At 71.5% G+C, this 20,368-nt stretch carries 13 protein-coding genes; 3 read left to right on the forward strand and 10 right to left on the reverse strand.

What is annotated here, in order from left to right:
• Positions 1–479 precede the first annotated feature (479 nt).
• Both QI633_RS16700 and QI633_RS16705 read left to right on the forward strand, forming a co-directional pair.
• Positions 480–887 carry a hypothetical protein gene (locus QI633_RS16700; RefSeq protein WP_141798173.1) on the forward strand — a complete coding sequence of 136 codons (408 nt, stop codon included), beginning with the start codon at positions 480–482 and terminating at the stop codon, positions 885–887.
• A 7-nt stretch (positions 888–894) separates the two neighbouring features.
• A complete protein-coding gene (locus QI633_RS16705) occupies positions 895–1,656 on the forward strand; it encodes a hypothetical protein (protein ID WP_141798172.1) in 762 nt (253 codons plus the stop codon).
• 584 nt (positions 1,657–2,240) lie between these two features.
• On the opposite strand, the gene QI633_RS16710 is transcribed toward QI633_RS16705, so the two are convergent.
• From QI633_RS16710 to QI633_RS16740, 7 genes are read right to left on the reverse strand one after another with little or no spacing between them, the layout of a single operon-like run.
• Positions 2,241–4,688, reverse strand: a complete 2,448-nt coding sequence (locus QI633_RS16710) for a transglutaminase domain-containing protein (protein WP_282426385.1) — start codon at positions 4,686–4,688, stop codon at positions 2,241–2,243.
• On the reverse strand, positions 4,685–5,971 hold the full coding sequence (locus QI633_RS16715; RefSeq protein ID WP_141798170.1) for a DUF58 domain-containing protein: 1,287 nt from the start codon (positions 5,969–5,971) through the stop codon (positions 4,685–4,687). Before QI633_RS16715 ends, QI633_RS16710 begins: the two co-directional genes overlap by 4 nt.
• Entirely contained in the window at positions 5,968–6,939 is a 972-nt protein-coding gene (locus QI633_RS16720; RefSeq protein ID WP_141798169.1) for a MoxR family ATPase, read from the reverse strand. Before QI633_RS16720 ends, QI633_RS16715 begins: the two co-directional genes overlap by 4 nt.
• Before the next feature lie 26 nt (positions 6,940–6,965).
• Positions 6,966–13,103: an Ig-like domain-containing protein gene (locus QI633_RS16725; RefSeq protein ID WP_141798168.1), complete on the reverse strand. Its 6,138-nt coding sequence runs from the start codon at positions 13,101–13,103 to the stop codon at positions 6,966–6,968.
• A gap of 5 nt (positions 13,104–13,108) precedes the next feature.
• The gene (locus QI633_RS16730; RefSeq protein WP_141798167.1) at positions 13,109–14,632 is read right to left on the reverse strand and encodes a serine/threonine-protein kinase; all 1,524 of its coding nucleotides are present in this window, start codon (positions 14,630–14,632) and stop codon (positions 13,109–13,111) included.
• 10 nt (positions 14,633–14,642) lie between these two features.
• Complete coding sequence (locus tag QI633_RS16735; RefSeq protein ID WP_282426386.1) at positions 14,643–15,788, reverse strand: FHA domain-containing protein; 1,146 nt, start codon at positions 15,786–15,788, stop codon at positions 14,643–14,645.
• Positions 15,785–16,615 (reverse strand): protein phosphatase 2C domain-containing protein, encoded by an 831-nt coding sequence (locus QI633_RS16740; protein WP_160158219.1) that lies wholly within the window; start codon positions 16,613–16,615, stop codon positions 15,785–15,787. The genes QI633_RS16735 and QI633_RS16740 overlap by 4 nt, the downstream gene beginning before the upstream one ends.
• A gap of 130 nt (positions 16,616–16,745) precedes the next feature.
• Between QI633_RS16740 and QI633_RS16745 the strand changes: the two genes are divergently transcribed.
• A complete protein-coding gene (locus QI633_RS16745; RefSeq protein WP_141798164.1) occupies positions 16,746–17,117 on the forward strand; it encodes an FKBP-type peptidyl-prolyl cis-trans isomerase in 372 nt (123 codons plus the stop codon).
• 27 nt (positions 17,118–17,144) lie between these two features.
• Here QI633_RS16745 and QI633_RS16750 read toward each other — a convergent pair whose 3' ends face one another.
• From QI633_RS16750 to QI633_RS16760, 3 genes are all read right to left on the reverse strand, one after another.
• Positions 17,145–17,426, reverse strand: coding sequence for an RNA-binding S4 domain-containing protein (locus tag QI633_RS16750; protein WP_141798163.1), 282 nt, complete (start codon positions 17,424–17,426; stop codon positions 17,145–17,147).
• 5 nt (positions 17,427–17,431) lie between these two features.
• A complete protein-coding gene (locus QI633_RS16755; RefSeq protein ID WP_282426387.1) occupies positions 17,432–18,691 on the reverse strand; it encodes a DUF445 domain-containing protein in 1,260 nt (419 codons plus the stop codon).
• A gap of 178 nt (positions 18,692–18,869) precedes the next feature.
• Positions 18,870–20,318, reverse strand: a complete 1,449-nt coding sequence (locus QI633_RS16760; RefSeq protein WP_282426388.1) for an MFS transporter — start codon at positions 20,316–20,318, stop codon at positions 18,870–18,872.
• Between the last annotated feature and the right edge of the window lie 50 nt (positions 20,319–20,368).

A 20,368-nucleotide genomic window follows, 5' to 3' on the forward strand; every position in this document is an offset into this window, starting at 1 on the left:
CTGGAAAATCGAGAATGGAGAAGACCCCCATGCGACCGAGGCGTTCCTCAACGGCCACGCCGTCGTGCCCACCCAGGCGCCGCCGCCGCGACCAACCGTCAGGGAGTCCACTCGAGGGGATGCCCGCCTCGAACCTGCGTGTTCTGGTAAACCCTCGCGCAAAAATCTAGGAACCAAAGCGGGGGGCCCACGACGTCGTATTGGCGTCCGGCGATCTCCTGAGATACGCGGACACGCTCTCGGAAGATACGTCGATGAACCCAACCAGAACCAGGCGACGCCGGCCCGCCGGCCGGCTCCTACTTCTTTTCCAAGCGCTGACAGTGCCGACGGCGCTGACGATCACCCTCACAGCGACACCTGCCAGGGCTGACATATGGCCCGCTCCGGGCATTGTTCCGGACAGAGGGACCCATACGTATTGCTGGGCGCCGGACTACCCTCCGAACGGCACGGTTCAAGGTGAATCGATCGCGTCAATGACCAACTTCCAGTCTCAAACTGGAGTCGGCGTCGCCATGCACAGTCCCTGCCAGACCGGCACCGACGTACGTATCGGTCAGGAGTTCCTCGGCATTCAGGCCTGGGGATCGACGCAGTGCGCCGTGACCAATCCGTCGACGGGCTTCTGTGATCGCTGGCGCGTCAGGATCAACTTCTCCGAGCTCAGGAACTACGGCGGGGTGACTGAATATGCGGCGCGAAAGACGGTGTGCCACGAGATCGGCCACACGGCCGGGATGGCCCACTATGGGAACGGCGATCCTTACTACGCGTCTCCGGACTCGTACGACAGCTGCATGATCTCGGGGTACCAGGGTGGTGGCCAAGCGTGGACCCGCACGTACGGTGCCCACCACATCGCCCATGTACAGAGCTGGTGGTGAGAGAAACATGACCAAGACAGGTGCACATCAGAGCAAGTTGCGGGCCGCGATCAAGGGCAGGAGCAGGCACATTGTGGCGCTGACGTCAGCAGCAGTGGTGCTCGCTGGATGTTCAACGGACGATGCGGCGAGAGATCCCGCAGTGGCTTCCTCGACGGCGGATCAGAGCTCTAAGGTCGACCTTTCAATTCTCGCTGCCGGCGGCAGCATCGACGCAGAATCGTTCCCGTCGCCCCAAGCTCTACTGAAGGTCCCCGGAATCACGATCGCCGTCACCGGGACGATCGACGGAATCGAAGACGGTCCGACTGTGCTCGAGTCCGAATCTGGACTCGGATACCCAGACATCCGGGAGAAGTTCGCTCTGGTGCGGGTGAAGGTCGGTCACACCTACCGGCGACCGCCGAGCACTGGTGACCAGGAGTACGTCTATGTCGCGCTTTCTAGAGGGATTGAGGTCATCGACCAGAAGGGCCAGTCCACCCGCAAGGCAGGCGCTCCTTCGACCATCACCGGGCTTGACGCCTTCGCCAAGGCGCTTCCAGCCGCAACCCGGGTGGTTGTGATGGGCGAACGCTGGGCAGCCCCTCCGGGCCCCCTAGTTCGGGTCGAACCAGCACCGGGAATCGCCGAGGATGCGATCGTCGTCCGGGGCACCCTCCCCCAAGCGATCTCATTCGAGACCACACCAGGTGGCGAGATGAGCAGTTGGAGAGGCTACACATTCGGCAAGCTCGCCGCAGAGGCAGAAACAGCAGCGAAGGGCTAGTTGGGCCTGCTGCACGGATAGGTCACAGCTGATCTGTGGTGCCGAGGGGCGCCGCTGGAAGGACGTGCACTGTGCCGAAGCCGTACCCCAAGGAGTTCCGCGACGAAGTGGTCCGTGTCGCGAGGAACCGTGAGCCGGGCGTCCATTTTGAAGCAGATCGCTGCCGACTTCGGGATCAGCGAGTCGTGTCTGACGAACTGGATGAAGACCGCCGACGTCGAGGACGGGATCAAGCCTGGGACCACCGCGGCCGACAACGCCCAGTTGCGTGAGGCCAAGGAGCGGATCCGGCTGCTGGAGCAGGAGAACGAGATCTTGCGTCGGCAACCGCGATCGACAGCGGCGAGTAGGCACCGAGGATCACCTCACAGCTCACCACCCCACGGGACTCTGTCGCCGACCTGCCTCAGGGCTTGCTCGCGCCCGCAAGGGGTAGCGCACAGACAGTCGACGTGTGGCGCCGACATCTCGGGCCCACGACGGCGAGGCCCTGGCCGGGAGGTGGGCTCCAGAAATCGGCTGGGGTCGTCCCCTTCTGCGCCAGGAACGGACCTCTGCGCCTCGCACCCCCGGATCGATCCCGTTCAGCGGCGGAAGATCCCCAGCACTCCCCGCACCAGGCGACGCCCACCTGCGCGGACCCGGACCACCGGGCCGAGCCCGGCGAACCAGCGTCCCGCACCACGCACCCGCCGCCCGAGCGCGGAGCGGAGCCGCTCCAGGCCGGAGCGCCACGGCACCGAGGCCAGGGAGAACCGGGCCACCAGGCGGCGCCACCACGGCGTCGCCTTGCGGATGCGGCGCAGCGCCGTGTCGACGTCGGCCCAGTAGGCGCGAGCCTCCTCGGGGGTGGGCTCCCCGTCGCCGTAGACGTGGCGGTCGGCGGTGTGGGCGAGCGTGACGACAGGGACGGCGTCGTAGCGCTCCGCGACGGCGTACGCGCTCTCACGGCGGGTGGCGCCCGGCATCGGCCGCACGCCGAGGTCACGCACCCGGTCCGCGAGCTCGTGCCAGGCCCCGGTCAGGCGCAGCGTCGTGTCGTCGGCGCGGCGTCGACGACGCCGACGCAGGAACTTGAACAGCAGCACACCCCACAGCGGCGAGAGCAGCAGCGCCACCTTGGCGATGTCGAAGGCGATCCCGAGGATCGTGCCCAGCACCGCGAGGACGTCGAGCTCCTTGCGCTGGCCGTCGCCCTGCTGGAGGTTGTCGCTGGCCTCCTTCGGCTCGCCGGGCACGCGCGGCGGCTGGAGCACCTGCGGCTGCGGGTCCTCGTTGGGGTCGTCGTTGGGACGACGCAGCTTCTTCTCCTCCGGAGGGGTCGGGTCGAAGGGCACCCAGCCGGCGCCGGCGAGCTTGACCTCGGTCCAGGCGCTGACGTTCTCGCCGCGGACCTCTCCCCCGCCCGGCGGCACCTTGAAGCCCATGACCACGCGGATCGGCAGGCCCATCCGCTGGCCGATCAGGGCCATCGCGGCGGCGTACTGCTCGGCGTCGCCCACCGGCGTCGGCGTCTTGGCGAGCTCGGCCAGGCGGCTGGCGCCGTGACCGGCGGGGACGTCGTCGTCGATTCCGTCGGAGTAGAAGCCGTGCTCGCGGAAGGCGTCGCGGAGGAACTGCGCCAGCGGACCGCCGTCGCCACCGCCGAAGGCGTCCTCGACCTGCCAGCGCTGCACCCGGTCGACCAGCTCCTCGGGCACGATCGCGGGCGCCGGCAGCGAGACCGAGCGGTCCGCGGCGAGCACGGCGATCTCCTCGTCGACCAGCGGCGGCGGGTCGATCGCCTCGACCTCGAAGGTGGTGCCGGTCTCGACGCCGCCGATCTGTGCGACGGTGCCGGTCTCGCGGTTGATGACCAGCTCGGCGGCGGCGTCGCCGTCGGTGCGGCCGTCCTTGACCGGGGTCATCGAGAGCGTCTCACCGACACTCGGCACCCACACGCCGGTGTAACCGGTGACCGTGATCTCGCCGCGGACCGTGGCCCGGGCGTTGGCGTCGGGGTCGTTGCGCAGCCGGCGGAAGGTGCCGGAGTCGTGGGCGGCGTTCGGGCCGCCCGAGACGTTCCACACGATCCCGTCGTAGGTGTCCATCACCGCGAGCCGGACGAGCGTGCCGGGCTCGAGCCCGTCGACGGAGAAGAGCGAGGTCTCGGTCCGCAGCGGCTCCTTCTTGTAGGCACGGAACTTCGCCAGCGGGCTCGGGTAGTCGTGGGGGTCGAACGGCGGGTCGACGTGGTCGCGGAGCACGACCCGGTTGGCCTGGGGATCGGCGAGGGCACCCAGCCCGGTCGCCGCACCGCCGGCGACGCCGACCACGACCAGGGTGGCGAGCACCCGGCGTCCCCAGCGGGCCCGGACGTGGCGCAGCGAGCGCCAGCGCAGCCAGACCAGGCCGACGACCGCGCCGACCAGGCCGCGGGTCAGCGCCGCCTGCGCGCTCACGTCGCCGAACGCGGAGGCCAGCACCAGGACCAGCGCCAGGACGACGCCCGCCAGACCCGGCCAGCGCGATCGCCACAGCAGCACGCCGGCGGCCAGTCCGCCGACCAGGCCGGTCACGAGCGGCACGATCAGCACGACGCCGGTCTCCCCGAGAGGCACCGGCAGGGTCAGCGACTCCCGCCACGACTGCACCAGGCCGACCACGAGGTCGCGCAGCGAGTCGGCGGTCGGCACGAAGCCGTTGCGGGTGCGGTTGGGGACCGCGACGGCGGACCCGACGAGCAGGTAGGCGGCGGCCACGAGGAGCGCGGTCAGCCACGGCCCCAACCGCCACCGGGCCCCGGCCCAGGCGACCGCCACGCCGAGGGCCAGGCCGACGACGACGGCGACCAGCCAGCGGTGGCCGGTCCAGGCCTGCCCCAGCGGCCAGGCGCACAGGACACCCAGTCCGATGACCAGGAGGGCGTCGACGAGCACCAGCCACCACGACGGCAGGGCGCCCTGGCCGCGGCGGCGGTGCGGGACGATCATCACCGGCCCGCTGCGCTCGCGGGCGGGGGGCGGGACGGGGGCGCCGATCGGGTGGCTCATGCAGACACCCGTCGTACGGCGACGCCGAGCTCCTCGAGGCGGCCCACCGTGGCGACGCCCAGGTCGCCGAGCCAGCGCACCGACGGCTCCTCGCCGACCAGGCAGCGCACCGCGATCACCCGGGTGTCGACGGGGAGGTACTGGCGCGCCCGGCGCAGGTCGGTGATCGAGACCCCGGACCCGATGCAGAGCACCATCACGCTGGCGGCGAGCTCGTCGCCGCTGAGGTGGCGGGCGACGTCGACGAGACGGCCGGCCTGCCAGTCGTAGGTCAGCCCGGACAGGCCGTCGAGGAACCGCTGGGCGCTGGTGGCGGGCAGCGAGCCGTGCGACGACGCGGCGCTGAGCTGCTGGCCGTCGGCGAGCGCCTGGGTGCCGAGCGAGCCGGCGACGGAGATGGCCAGCTCGAACTGGTCGTCGTTGGCGTAGTCCTCGAGCCGGGAGCTCACCATCGTGAGCAGGTGGGAGCGCCGGGTCTCCTCGAACTGGCGGACCATGAGGGTGCCGGTCTTGGCGCTGGACTTCCAGTGGATGTGGCGCCGGTCGTCACCGGAGACGTAGCCGCGCAGGGCGTGGAAGGACACGTCGTTGTCGGACACCTTGGGCACGGTGCGGCCCTCGAGGTCGCGGACCAGGCCGGCCGCGGAGCCCTCGACGCGCAGGGTCTTGGGGTGGACGTAGAGCGTGTCCATCTCGCTGAGGTGCCGCTCACGGCGCAGCAGGCCCAGCGGGTCGGCACGTACCGCCGTGACCGGGCCGACGTCGAGCACCGCGCGGTGCGCGGTGGGGACCGCGAAGAGCTCCTCGTGCTCGGCACCGGGCGCCAGGCCCGGGAGCTCGAAGGCCGCCCGGCCGGCGCCGACCGGGAACTCCACCACGAGCGAGCGCGATCGCCGCGCACTCGGGTTGGCGACGGTCAGGTAGCCGTTGGCCCGCTCCCCCACGATCACCCGGTCCCGGGCGAGGTCGAGTCGCGCCAGCAGCGGCAGCCGGCCGATCACGAACACCACGGCGAGCAGCAGCACCAGCGCCAGGAAGGCCCCCGCCACGACCAGCTCGCGCCAGTGCAGCATCGGGCCGGCGACCAGCAGCGCCAGCGCCATCACCGCGACCACCCAGCCGGCCGGGGTGACCGTCTGGGTGATCGGCTCGACGACGCCGCGGACCCGCCGGGTGCGCTCGGCGATGCCGTCACGCAGTCGGCCGGCCAGCGCCTGGCGGCGCCGGGAGAGGTCGGTGAGCGTACGGCGGAGGCCGGCCGCCCAGGAGCGGGGACCCTTCATGAACGGGCGGGCTCCAGCGGGACCGAGACGCGCTCGAGCACCCGGCGCACGACGTCCTGGGTCGTCGTACCGCGGAAGTCCTCCTCGGGGTCGAGGACCATGCGGTGGGCCAGGACCGGCACGGCGAGGGTCTTCACGTCGTCGGGCACGACGTAGCTGCGGCCGTAGGACAGCGCCTGGGCCCGGGCGGCGCGGACCAGCGCGAGGCCGGCGCGCACGCTCGTGCCGAGCACGACCTCGGGCGCCTCGCGGGTGCCCTCGGTGATGCTCGAGACGTACTCGTAGATGGTCGGCTCGACGTGCACCTGCTGGGCGAGCCGGATCAGGTGGAGCACGTTGTCACCGCTGATGATCGCGCGCAGCACGGTGGCCGCCTTGCCCTTCGGCGCGTTGGCGAGGATCTGGACGGTGTTCTCGTGGTCGGGGTAGCCGAGCGAGGTCTTGATCAGGAACCGGTCGAGCTGGGCCTCGGGCAGCCGGTAGGTGCCGGCCTGCTCGATCGGGTTCTGGGTGGCGATGACCATGAACGGCTGGCCGACCTGGTGGGTCACGCCGTCGACGGTGACCTGGTTCTCCTCCATCACCTCGAGCAGCGCGGACTGGGTCTTGGGCGAGGCGCGGTTGATCTCGTCGGCCAGCACCACGTTGGAGAAGATCGGGCCCTGGTGGAACTCGAACTGCTGGGAGCGCTGGTCGAAGATCGTGACGCCGGTGACGTCGCTGGGCAGCAGGTCCGGCGTGAACTGGATCCGGTGGTGGTCACCCTGGATGGTCTGGGCGATGGCGCGGGCGAGCGAGGTCTTGCCGGTGCCCGGGTAGTCCTCGAGCAGCAGGTGCCCCTCGGCGAGCAGCGTGACGAACGCCAGCCGGACGACCTCGGTCTTGCCGACGATCGCCTGCTCGACGTTGGCGACGAGCTGGGCGAAGGTCTGCGAGAACCACTCGGTCTCCTCGGTGGTGAGCGACATGGTGTCCTTTCCGTTGTCCCGACGGACTAGTAGTTCTTGGCTGTCATGCCGGCGACCGTGATGCTGACGTTGCCGGGCCCGTCGTAGTAGCAGTTGCCGAACCCGGAGCCGTTGTAGCCCCCGTTGACGGACTGGTCGGTGTTGCAGGTCGCGGGGTCGTTGTTGAGCAGGTTGGCGCCGGACACGGTGAAGTGGGTCGGGTTGGGCTGCTGGAGGAAGCCTGCCGCGAAGAGGTTGACCGAGCACCTCGTGTTGTTGCTGTTGCAGGCCATGCTGACCGACAGCGCCTTCGGCTTCGACTTGGCGATGAAGGTGGCCACGGGGCTGTACTTGCGCTCGCCCTCGGCCGTGGAGACGGTCCGGGCCCGGATCGTGCGCTGGGTGCCGCCCTGGTCGACGACCTCCCCGTAGCCGGAGCCGGTCAGCGGGGTGAACGCGCCGTTGTCGACGCTGATCTCGACGCCGGTGACCGGCATGCCGTTCTCGCGGCCCTCGGCGATCGGCAGGTCGATGCGGTAGTAGTTGCTCTCCACCGAGCCGGAGCTCGTCGGCGCGAAGGGCTGTCCCCACGTCTTGACCCCGTAGCGCGTCGCCGTCTGCCCGTCCACCGCGCTGTTGCCGTTGAAGGTCACGGCCCACACCTTGACGTCGTGACTGCCGTTGTCGACGAACGTGATCGCGCGTCCACCGGCACCCGGGGCGCTGTCGAAGGTCTGGTAGGTGCCGCCGGACTGCACGACGTAGTGGCGGATCGCGAGACCACCGTCGTCGGCCGGCGGGTCCCAGGCGATCACGGCGGTGCGGTCCGAGGGAGAGGTGCCGACCTCGGTCAGGTTCTGGACCGGCCCGGACCTGGTCCACGGACGTCCGGAGACGCTCGGGCTGCGGTCGCTGGTCCCCGCGTCGTTGGTGGCGGCGATGGTGAAGGTGACCGTCTTGCCCTTCTGGATCCCGTCGCTGGGGTCGAAGGTCTTCGAGGTCGCCGACCCGTCGACGGTGTACGTCGAGCGGCTGCAGCCGTTGCACGTGATCTCGTAGGAGGAGACCGCGTTGCCGTTGCTCTGCGACTCCGACCACCGAGACCAGTCGATGCGCACCCACGGGTCCTGGCTGACCGCGCCGTCCTCGCTGGCGGTCAGCTGTGGCGCGACACCGGACCTCATCGGTACGCCGAACGGCGCGACGGCCTTCGAGGGTCCCGAGAACTGGCGGCGCGGCTCGACGTCGTTGACCGCCCGGATCTCGAAGGCGTACGGCGTCCCGTTGTCGAGGCCGGGGATCACGCGCGAGGTGTCGTTGCCACCGGCGGTCCAGGTCGTCGCGCTGCCCGCCTCCTTGATCTCGTACGACGTGATCGGCGAGCCCTCGTTGGCAGGCGGCGACCAGCGCAGCGTGAGCTGGCGGTCCATCCGTCCACCGGTGGGCTTGGACTCCACCACGATCGTCGGCGGCGACATCAGCTCCGGCGCCTTGTTGGGGATGATCTGCTCGGAGGCCGGCCCCTGCTCGCTCCAGCCCTCGCTGTTGTGGGCCCGGACGCGGAAGGTGTAGGCCTTGCCGGGGGTCAGGTCAACCAGCCGGCAGGTGGTGTCGGTGCAGGTCTGCTTGAAGCCGTTGTCGCCCGAGACCTCGTACTGGTCGATCGCTGCGCCGTTGGTCGCCGGCTCCTGCCAGGTCAGCACCGCGGAGGAGGCCTCCACCGACGACAGGAACGGCCGGTCCGGCGCATCGGGTACGGCGACCACGGTCACCGTGATCCGTGCGGTGGCGTCGCGCTCGCGATCGTCGGAGGCGTCGGCGACGGTGACGCGGAGGATCGACGTACCGGTCTCGACTGGGGTGAACCGGACGGTGGAGCCGTCGGTCTTCACCCCCTCGAGCCGGCCGCTGCCGCCGTCACGCCGTGCCTCACGGACCTGGATCGGCTCGCCTGGATAGGGGTTCACCGCGTAGTCGGCGATGTCGACGGTCGTCTCCTCGTCGCGCGTCGCCGTCAGGTTGATCGCCGGGATGTCGAGCAGCGGACGGTCGCTGCCGACCACCCGCACGGTGACCACGCCCTCGTCGGTGCCGCCGTGGCCGTCGTCGGCGAGCACCTTGACCTGCAGCGCGTCGCCGTCGTTGACGCCGCCGCCGGCCTTGATGCTCAAGATGCTGCTGTCGGAGCCGATCCGGGCGTCCAGGCCGTTGTCGGCCGACTCGACCGACCAGGTCATCGACTTCAGGTCGTCCTTGTTGGCGTCGCGGGTCAGGCCGGACAGGTCGACCTCGCCGGCGTCGCCGTCCTCGGTGACGTCGATCGAGGCGTCGCGCATCTGCGGGGCGACGTTGCCCGACGGCTCGACGTCGACGGGGACGGTGAGCAGCGAGGTGAGCGCCGCGTCCTCGGCTGCGGTGCGCCCGTCGGACACCTTGACGGTGACCGAGGCCGGTCCGACGTAGTTGCGCGTGGGCGTGAAGACCAGCGAGGTCGGCGAGGCCTCGGAGACCTCGACCAGGCCGTTGACGGCCGACGGCACGGAGTCGGGCACGATCTGCGGCTCGCGGCCGGCCCGGGTGACCACGACGTCCTTGAGGTCGAAGGTGACCGGCTTGCCGGCGACGGCCTTGACCGGCACCAGGTCCTTGTCGGTGGTCAGCTGGGGCGGCACGTTGTCGGTGCCGGTCACGTAGATGACGCCGAAGGTCCCGGAGGACTCGTCGTCGGCGTCGTCGAGCTGGTAGAGCACGACCTGGTCCTGGGCGGCCAGCTCGATCCGCACCTTCGCCTCGTCAGCGGCGACCTCGCACATGCCCTTGCTGCCCGCGTCGCAGCCGGTGACCCGCAGGTCGGCCTTCGCGCCGTCGAAGTCCAGGTCGTTGTCGAGCACCGGGACCTCGACCATCTCGCCGGGGTCGCGGCCGATGATGTCGCCCAGGTCGGCCACGTCGTCGCGGGCGATCGGCGCATAGAACGGCGCGTCGCGGCTCGCGGTCACCTTGAGCACGGCGTTGTCCTTGGCCCCTGCGGCGTCCTCGATGGTGTAGCCGAGGTTGGTGGCCGCCGACCCGGTCTCGGGAGCGTCGCCGACGGCGAGCTCGACGAAGCCGTTGTCGTGCTTGGCCTTGTCGTCCGGGTTGAGGGACTCGATCCGCAGCGCGTCGTCGTCGGGGTCGGCGTCGTTGGAGAGCACGTTGTAGGAGATGGTGCGGTTCGGCTGCACCAGCACGCTGTCGTCGATCGCGACCGGCGCCTGGTTCTCGGTCTCCTCGGGGACCACGCCGACACGGACCTCGGCGACCCCGGTCGCGCCGTACTTGTCCTGGACCAGGATCTGGAAGAAGTCCGTGCCGAACTTGTCGTCGAACGCCTCGTAGCGGATCCAGTCGACGCCCGTGTCGATCACACGACCGAGCGAGGGGGCGGTGAGGATGCTGCGGAAGGCCACCGAGTCGCCGTCGGGGTCGGCTCCCCCGAGGTCGACGCCGATCACCTTCGGCCGCCCGGCGATCACCCGGTCGGTGATCGGCTGCGGCAGGGGCGGATGGTTGTTCTTGGCGGAGTCGGGGATCACGAAGATCGCGACCTCCGCGGAGGCCTTGAGGCCCTCGGCGTCGCGAACGCCGTAGAAGACCGAGTAGTTGCCGGGCTCCTCGGGCGCGCGCAGGCGCAGCGTGTCGCCGGCCACCCACACGTCGAGGTCCTCGTTGCGCAGGTCGGACTGGAACAGCCGCGGCTTGCCGCCGTCGGGGTCGGAGTCGTTGGCGAGCACCGGGATCGTCGTCACCGCGCCGGCGCGGACCGTGACCTGGTCCTTGTTGGCGATCGGGTGCCGGTTCTCCTTCGTCGAGCGCCGCTGGGTGATCACCAGCTGGCCCGTGACGGTGCTGCGGCCGTCGGACACCCAGTAGTCGACGGTGGCCGGACGGCCGGTGAGGTCGGCCGTCGAGCTGGCCACGGCGATCCGCTTGTCGACCACGGAGACCTTCACGCCGGGGACCGACGGCGGCCCGACCCGCTTGACGACGAGCACGTCGCCGTCGGGATCGAGGTCGTTGAGCAGGAGGTCGACCTGGGCGCTGCCGCCCGGCGTGATGGCGGCCTTGTCGCGTACGGCGATCGGCGGCCGGTTGTCCTTGGGCGGCGACTCGATGTCGAGCCGGATGACCGAGGACCTGGTCGCCGAGGAGTTGTAGGCGGTGTAGGCGAGGTAGTAGCTGCGCGCCTTGTCGGCGGTGAAGGTGAAGGTGCCGCCCTCGAGGTCCTTGGAGATCTCGGTGCCGGCGTCGTCGCCGAGCACCTTGACGCTCTTGAGGGTGAGGTCGGTGCCCTCGGGGTTGCGGTCGTTGGTCAGCGGCTGCACGACGACCGCGGTGTCGGCGATGCCGGAGGCCAGGTCGGGGATCAGCTCGGGCGGCGCGGTGTCGCCGAGGATCTCCACCGGGAGCTTGCCGTCGTAGACGGTGGTGCCGTCCTCGATGGTGTAGTCGATCTCGGTGACCTTCGCGCCGGTGCCGTTGTCGGTGAAGGTGATGGTGCCGTCCGGGCGGTACTCGACCTCGCCGCCACGCGCGTCGGCGTAGGTGAGGGTCAGGTCGTCGCCGTCCTTGTCGTAGAAGTCGGCGAGCAGGTAGTAGCTGGAGCTCGCGCCGCTGGCGACCGTCAGCTTCGGGTCCCGCTTCGGCATCAGCTCCGGCTTGACGTTCTTGTCGTTCTCCTCGATGTCGAGGGTGACCGTCGCGTAGACCTGCTCGTTGACCCGGCCGTCGGTGACGTAGTAGCGGAAGGTCGAGGTGCCCGTGACGTCGCCGGGCACGGTGACCTGCAGCTGGGTGCCGCCGCCGACGATCTTGACCTCCAGCTCCGGGCCGCCGACGTGGGTCGTCTTCGCGATGCTGATGATGTCGCCGTCGGGGTCGTGGTCGTTGAGCGCCACGACCGGCAGCACCGTCGTGCGGCCCCGCCGGGCACCGAGGTGGTCGTCCTCCGGCTCCGGCGCGCGGTTCTCCTGCTCGGGGACCTCCTCGCTGATCTCCTTGAGCTTGGACTTGTTCTCGTTCTGCGGGTCGACCGCGGGCCAGTTGTCGATCTTGGCCTTGCCCGGGTCCTGGACCAGCCAGGCGTCGCCGGTCACCGAGTCGTTGAGGACCACGACATCGCGGTTGACCCGGAACTGGAGGTAGGCGCCCGGCTGCATCCCCGGGATCGGCAAGGTGTCGTCGCGGTCGCTGCCCGCGCAGTCGCGCAGGTAGTTGTGGGCCGAGCCCGGGTCCGACCAGGCGGCGTAGACGCAGCCGGTGTCGGTCATCTGGACCGGGGCGGCCGGCCGGCCCGAGACGCTGCCCCTGCTGGCCTCGTGCACCTCGCCGCCGCCGACGGGAGTGACCAGCAGGCCCTCCCGGGTCGCGACATAGACGTCGTCGCTCTCGTCGGAGGGCTGCTGCAGCTCGACCTCGGACGGGTCGGCGGTCTCGAGCACGACGGGCTTCGTGCCGGGGCGGGAGAGCTCGAAGGAGGACCGGTTGAAGAGCACGGGGACGTCGCCGACCACGGTCAGTGCGACCATCGCCGGGTCCGTGCCGACGCCCTTGCCGAGCTCGTGGGTGTCGCCCTCGACGGCGGCGCCGCTCTCGTCGAGGGTGAAGGAGGTGACCTTGCCGTCGCGGCCCAGGACCCACGCCCGGCCGTCGGTCCCGACCGCGGCGGTGAGGGCGTGCTTGAGGTCGGGGGTGGTCTCCTTGGCGGCGAACCCGCGGAACCGTTCGGCCGAGCGGACCCAGGCGTCGCCGCTGACCGGGTCGACCACGGCGAACGTGGACCCGCCGTTGGCGACGATCGCACCCGTCGGCAGCGAGGTCGGGTCGAGCACGTTCGCACGGACGACGTCGACCTGCTTGACCATGCGCTCGGTGGAGTCGTCGTCGACGTACAGGCTGGTGGCGCGCTGGAAGATGTCGAAGTCGGTGCTGCCGGCGTCGACGCCGAGGTCGAGCTCCTTGATCTGCGGGTTCAGCCGCGCGACCAGCCCCAGCTGGTTGTTGGTCACCCACACGCCGCCGTCGTTGAGGTCGACCTCGGTGAACGGCTTGCCGTCGTGCTCGAAGGCGAGCACCACGAGCGTGCCCACCACCAGCGCGAGGACGGTGGCGGACGCCGTACGGCGCCATCGGCGGATCCTGGTCATCGTCGTCATCTGCCCGTCACGCATTCGACCTTGGAGAGGGCGGAGGTCTGGCCGCCCTCGCGGGAGAGCGCCACCTGGACGCACACCGTCGCGTTGCGCTTGACGGTGAGCGTCTTGCTGGTGGCGTCGGTGTACTCCGGGGGCGCCGGCTCCACGCCGTCACCGGAGAGCAGCACCTTGAACTCGTCGCCCTTGCGGGGATCGGCGGGCGCCCAGGTGAAGGTCCACCGGATGCCCTTGCCGGCCTTGGTCACGACCGGTGGGTCCGGGCGGTCCAGCAGCTCGACCGGGTCGGGCGGGTCCTCGCCGCGCAGGGTCCCGTCCTTGCCCTTGTCGTCGCCGGCACTGCCCGCGAGCAGCGCGTAGCCGACCGCACCGAGGAGGATCGCCGCGACCACGCCGATGCCGATCCGGGCGGGTACGCCGAGGCGGCGGGCCTCGGAGCGCTGCGGACCCGTGCGGCGGGCGGACCGGCCGCCGGTCGTGCCGCGGTGTCCGGAGTGCGCGGCGTGCCCGGAGTGCCCGGAATGGCCGGAGTGGCCCGGGTTGAGGGTGTCCTCGTCGGCGCCGGGCTGCAGCGGACCGAGCCGCTCGTGCACCGCCGCCGGGATGATCACCGAGACCGGCCGGACCAGGGTCCGGGCGTCGTTGGGGTGCTCCTCGCCGAGCGCGGACGGCGAGGCGTCCATCACCTCGAGCCGGGTCGGCGACTGCCGCAGCTCGATCTGCACGTCCTGGAGCTGGCGGCCCAGCACCATCGCCGAGACGGGGCGGCGCTCGATCTCGACGGACATCGCCCGCCGCAGCACGTCGACCAGGGATGCCGGCACGTCGGGGCGGCGCAGCGGCGTGAGCTGGCCGCGCTCGATCCGGGTCATCAGGGAGGCGTTGTCGTTGGCGGCGTCGCGGCGCTCGAACGGCGGGTGCCCGATGAGCAGCGAGTAGAGGGTCGCGGCCAGCGAGTAGACGTCGCTGCGCACGTCGTGGCTGTCGGCGGCCAGCGACTCGGGCGGCGACCAAGGGATCGAGAGGCCCTGGGCGCCGGCACCGGTCTCCCCCACCACCGAGGCGATGCCGAAGTCGGTGAGCAGCGGCACGCCGAAGGTGCTGGTCAAGATGTTGTGGGGCTTGATGTCGCGGTGCAGGATGCCGGCCCGGTGGGCGGTCTCGACGGCACTGGCGATCTTGACGCCGATGTCGAGGACCTCGGCGACGGCGAGCGGCTGGGCCCGGTAGCGCTGCGCGACGTGGGGCGGCGGGCAGTACTCCATGACCAGGAACGCCCGGCCGTCCGAGCTCACCCCGGCCTGGTAGATCGGCACGATCGAGGGGTGGTTGGACAGCTGGGCCATCACGTTGGCCTCGGCGCGGAACAGCTCGATCGACGCGGCGTCGCTGCCGCTGCGCAGCACCTTGATCGCGACCTGGCGGGTCGGCAGCTCCTGCTGGTAGCGGAACACGTCGGCGAAGCCGCCTTCGCCGACGAGGTCGACGAAGTGGAAGCCGGGGATCTGCGGTGGCTGCTGCATCGTGCCCTGCTCAGACCTCGTCCGGGGCGGGGACGACGGTCGCGGTCAGGCCCTTGGACAGGGTCAGCACGTCGCCGAGGGCGACCTCGGTCACCACACCGCGGTCGAGCGGGACGGGGACGCGGCCCTGGCGGGCGAGCAGCGTGCCGTTGGTGGACATGTCGGTCACGGTCACCCGGCCGCCGTCGGCGGAAACCTCCAGGTGGGTGCTGGACACGTAGGGGTCGTCCACGGTGACCAGGGCCGGGAGGTTCTGGCTGCCCCCGACCTGCTGGATGCGGGGGCTGCGGCCGATGAGGACCCGGCGCCGCACGGGGACCACCCGGCCGGTCGAGAGGGCGAGGGCCACCGAGGGACGGACCGGCACCGACGGCAGGCGCAGGGTGGGCGGCGGGGCGCTGGGCGGGGCGCCCGGCGGAGTGCCGTGCGGGGCCGCACCCGGCGCCGCGGCGGCGCGCAGGGCCTGCAGCTGGGCGGGGGTGATCGTGCGGCCGTCGTGCTCGGGCGAGGGGTCGACCGTGCCCGTCGGCTGCCATGCCGGCGGCGGGGCCGAGGGCGGGGCCGAGGGCGGGGCCGAGGGCGGCGGGGTGGTCGGGGCGTCCGGCCCGGCCGGAGGGGGTACGGCGGGGCGCTGGCTGCCGCGCACGACGGTGTACTCCGACGCGGGGGCGTGCGGTGCGGCGGGCGCGGCCGGCGGCGGGGGCGGCGTGGGAGCGGCGGCGGGAACCGGGGCGGAGGTGCCGCAGAGCACCGGGCGCCAGGTCACCCCGGCGCTGCGGACCACGCCACCGGCGAGCGGCAGCTCGGGACCGGCAGCCGGCGCGCCGAGCGGGGCGACCTCGACCACTGCGCCGGGGCTCAGCGTGGCCGTGGCCTCGGTCCACATGGTCGCGTCGCGGCCGTCGACGGCGAACCCGTCGACCCGCACGACCAGGCCGCCGCGAACCAGGATCCGGGCCTCCGTGCCGTCGAGGCGCACCGCGGCGAACTCGGGCAGGGCGCGCAGGTCGCCGCGCGAGAGCACCTCCACGACCGTCGGCGCCTCGAGGTCGCGCTCGCGCAGCGCGGCCACCTCGGCGAGCCGGTCCGGGGTGGAGACCACGACCCCCTCGTCGGTGACGAGGGTGGCGAGCTCGCCCGGCAGGTAGCTGGTCATCGGCCGCCCTGTCGGCCGGGGGCGGTGTGCTCGGCGGCGGGCGCGGTGACACCGACGCCCTCGACGTCCACGACGACCACGGTGACGTTGTCGTGGCCTCCGGCCGCGACCGCCGCGTCGACGAGGGTCAGCACGGTCCGGTCGGGAGCCATGCCCTCGGACAGGATGTGCAGGATCGCGGTGTCGGACAGCTCCGAGGTGAGGCCGTCGGAGCACAGCAGCAACCGCGAGCCGGGCTCGGCGGGGATCAGCGCGAAGTCGGCCTCCGAGGTGGTCAGCGCGCCGATCGCGCGGGTCACGACGTGCCGCTCGGGGTGGCCGATGGCCTCGTCGCGGGTGAGGTGGCCCGCGTCGATCAGCTCCTGGACGACCGAGTGGTCCTTGGAGATCTGCTCGAGGACGCCGCCGGCGTACGTGTAGGCCCGGGAGTCGCCGATGTTGGCCAGCAGCCAGTAGCCGCGCCCGTCCTCGAGGACGTAGGCCGCCGTGACCAGCGTGGAGCCCGGCGCGGAGCTGAACTCGGCGGCCAGCGAGGCGACCCGGGTCTGCGCGGTGGCGATGGCGGCCTCGACGTCGGCCGGCTGCACCTCGTGGAGGCTGGCGAGCGACTCGAAGGACTCGACGACCAGGCGGCTCGCGACGTCGCCGCGGGCGTAGCCGCCCATGCCGTCGGCGACCAGGAAGAGCGGCGGCGCGACCAGCGAGGAGTCCTCGTTGACCTGGCGGACCCGGCCCGGATGGGTGCCCGCGGCGTGCACGAGACGCGTGGCCTGCCCTGGCGACGACCAGGACTCCGCTCCCGTCGCGTTGACCCGCACCTGTCCCACCCCCGAGACGTCCCTGCCCCCATGCCCCGAACCACCCGACGGTTGGGACGCTGGGCGCAGCCTAACCCGCTCGCCCGAGTGGTGAGGCATTGATGGGGGAGGCCGCCGAGGCACCATCTAGGCTGGCCGGATGAGCCAGAAGCCCGAGATCGACTTCGTCGACCCCACCCCGCCCACCGACCTCGTGATCACCGACCTCACGGTCGGCGACGGTGACGAGGCCACCGCCGGCAGCACCGTGTCGGTCCACTACGTCGGCGTCGCCCTGTCCAGCGGCGAGGAGTTCGACGCGTCGTACAACCGCGGCACCCCGCTCCAGTTCCGCCTCGGCATCGGCCAGGTCATCCAGGGCTGGGACACCGGCGTGCAGGGCATGAAGGTCGGCGGCCGCCGCCAGCTGGTCATCCCGCCGCACCTCGGGTACGGCGACCGCGGCGCCGGCGGCGTCATCAAGCCCGGCGAGACGCTGATCTTCGTGGTCGACCTGCTCGGCGTCAGCTGAGCCCCTGCTCGACCAGCTCCACCCGCTTCACCAGGGCAGGTTGTCCGGTACGTCGCCGTGGGCGACCCGGGCAGCCTGCCCTTGCAGCTCCACGACGTCCCCGACGTGGAGCTGACGCCCCCGGCGGGTGTCGACCTCGCCGTTGACCTTGACCAGCCCGTCGGCGATCACCGGCTTGGCCTCGGCACCGGAGTCGACCAGGTTGGCGAGCTTGAGGAACTGACCGAGCCGGATCGACTCGTCGCGGATCGGGACGTCGACGGGCACCGGGCCCGCCGACTGCGACTCCTTGCGCCTGCGTCCGAACATGGCCATCAGTGAAGCACCACCGAGATCGTGTGGATCAGGACCCCCACCAGGCCGCCCACGATGGTGCCGTTGATCCGGATGAACTGCAGGTCGCGGCCGACATGCAGCTCGATGCGCCGGGCGGCCTCCTTGCCGTCCCACCGCTCGATGGTGTGGGTGATGACGGCGGTCAGCTCGGCGCCGTACCTGTCGACGGCGAAGACCGCGGCGTCGGCCGCCATCTTGTCGAGCCGCTCGCGCAGCGCCGCGTCCGAGCGCAGGCGGGCGGAGGCGCCGTCGACCTCGACGAGCAGCCGGCGGCGTACGGCGCCCTGCGGGTCGCCGAGCGAGCTGAGCAGCGCCTTGCGCAGCGCCTGCCACAGCGAGATGGCGCTGGCGATGACGGCCGGGTGGTCGAGGACCCGGTCCTTGAGCCGCTCGGCGCGCTCCTGGGTGGCCGGGTTGGACAGCAGGTCGTCGGCGAGCTGGCCGAGCATCGAGTCGAGCGCGCGCCGGGCCCGGTGGTCGGGCCTGTCGCGGATCTCGGTGAGCCAGCGGACCATCTCGAGGTGCAGCCGGTTGATGACGTAGGTGTTGACCGAGTCGGGCGCCCACCAGGGTGCCCGCTCCCCCAGCACGTCGTGGACGGTGTCGGGGTTGGCGAGCAGCCAGCCGTGCATCTCCTCGAGCATCAGGTCGACCAGGCCGTGGTGGAGGTCGTCGCGGATCGCCTCGGCGAGCAGCCCGCCGAGCAGCGGGGCGATCGGCTCCTCGCGGAACCGCGGCACCAGCGCCTCGGTCACCAACGCCTCGATGTGGTCGTCGCGGACCTTGCCGAGGGCGAGCGCGGCGATCTCGGAGCCCTCGGTGACCACCCGCTCGGCGTTGGCGGGTACGGCGAGCCAGTCCCCGACCCGTTGCGCGATCTGCACGCCGAGGACGCGCTCGCGGATGATGTCCTCCTGGAGGAAGTTCTCCCCCACGAACTGCTCGAGCCCCTTGCCGAGGTCGTCCTTGCGCTTGGGCACGAGCGCGGTGTGCGGGATCGGCAGACCGAGCGGGTGCTTGAACAGCGCGGTCACCGCGAACCAGTCCGCGATCGCACCGACCATCGAGGCCTCCGCCCCGGCGTTGACGTAGCCCCACACGCCGTCCTTGCGCAGAGTGGCGACGTAGACCGCGGCGGCGAGCAGCAGCAGCGACACGGCGACCGTGCGCATCCTGCGCAGCGCGCTGCGGCGCACGGCATCGGTCGTCGGGTCGGACGGGATCAGCGGGCCGGACACGGGACCATCCTTACCCACCGGTACGACGAAGCGCGGCCCCGGGGCGATGCCCCGGGGCCGCTGCGACGGTGCGGAACCCCCCAGTCACCGCACCTGTCGTTTCGTCGGTATCAACGAGCGGTGAACGGAGAGGTTCCGGATTTACCCGTGATCGGTTGTCACGGCTATTGAACAGGTGTCAAAGGCTGCTCGAGTGGCGCCGGCGCGGGACGGCGGCCGCGAGGAGGACGCCGGCGAACGCCGCCGCCGCACCCACCCCGAAGCAGATCGCGAAGGCCTTCTCGGTGGGCAGCGCGTAGCCGCCCAGGTCGAGGGTCGAGGCGGTCAGGACGGCCGCCATCGCGGCCGACGACACGCTGGTGCCGATGGAGCGGACGAGCCCGTTGATGCCGACCGCCGAGCCGGCCTCGGCGAGCGGCACGGACTCGAGGATCAGGGTCGGCATGGCGGCGTACCCGATGCCGACGCCGGCCGAGGTGATGCAGGTGGCGATCATCATCTGCCAGGCGGCGTCCATCAGGAAGAGGGCGAACAGGTAGCCCAGGCCGAGCACGGTGCCGCCGATCATCAGCGTCGCCCGGGCGCCGATGACCCGGATCAGGCGACCGGAGACGGGCGAGAAGACCATCATCACGACGCCGCCGGGTGCCATCCACAGGCCGGTCTCGAGCAGGCTCTGGCCGAGGCCGTAGCCGGTCGCGGCCGGCGACTGCAGCAGCCGCGGGATGACGATCGCCTGGGCCATCATGCCGAACCCGATGGCGATGGCGGAGAGGTTGGTGAGCAGGACGGGGCGGCGGGCGGTGGTGCGCAGGTCGCACAGCGGGTCTGTCGTGCGCAGCTCGTAGCCGCCCCAGGCGAGCAGCACGACGACCGCGGCGACGAGCAGGCCGAGGGTACGGCCGTCGGTCCAGCCCCACTCGTTGCCCTTCGAGACGGCGACGAGCAGCGCGACCAGCCCGACGGCCAGGCCGACGGCGCCGACCACGTCGAACCCGCCGGGCACCGCGTCGCGCACGTGCGGCACGAGCAGGACCACGGCCAGCGCGACGACGGCGGCCAGGCCCGTGGAGACCCAGAACAGGGTGTGCCAGCTGAAGTCCTGGACGATCCACGCGGACAGCGGCAGCCCGACCGCGCCCCCGACGCCGAGCGTGGCGCTCATCGCGGCCATCGCCGTGGCGGTGAGCCGCGGCGGGGTGACCTCGCGCAGCAGCGCGATGCCGACCGGCACGAAGCCCATGGCACAGCCCTGCAGCAGACGGCCGGCGAGCATCGGCGCCAGGCTCCCGCTGAGGGCGCAGATCAGCGAGCCGAGCACCAGCACCAGCGCGCTGATGACCAGCACGCGCTGCTTGCCGTACAGGTCGGCGAGCCGGCCCGCGATCGGCATCGCGACGGCCGCGGCGACCAGGGTCGCGGTGACCACCCACGAGGCGTTGGCCTCGCTGGTGTGCAGCAGCCGGCCGAGCTCGCCCTGGATCGGGATCACCATGGTCTGGGTGAGCGAGGCGGTGAGGCCGCCGAAGCAGAGCACGGCCACGACGAGCAGCGCGGAGCGGGGGGCGCTCTGCGTCGTACCGGGGCCGGATGCGCCGGTCGCCGGCGCGGAGGAGGTCGCAGTCACGAGGGCTGAGTCAACGGCGTTGACCGTGCTGTGTCAACAGTGTTGACCGA

The organism is Nocardioides sp. QY071, from assembly GCF_029961765.1.
Taxonomy (GTDB): domain Bacteria; phylum Actinomycetota; class Actinomycetes; order Propionibacteriales; family Nocardioidaceae; genus Nocardioides.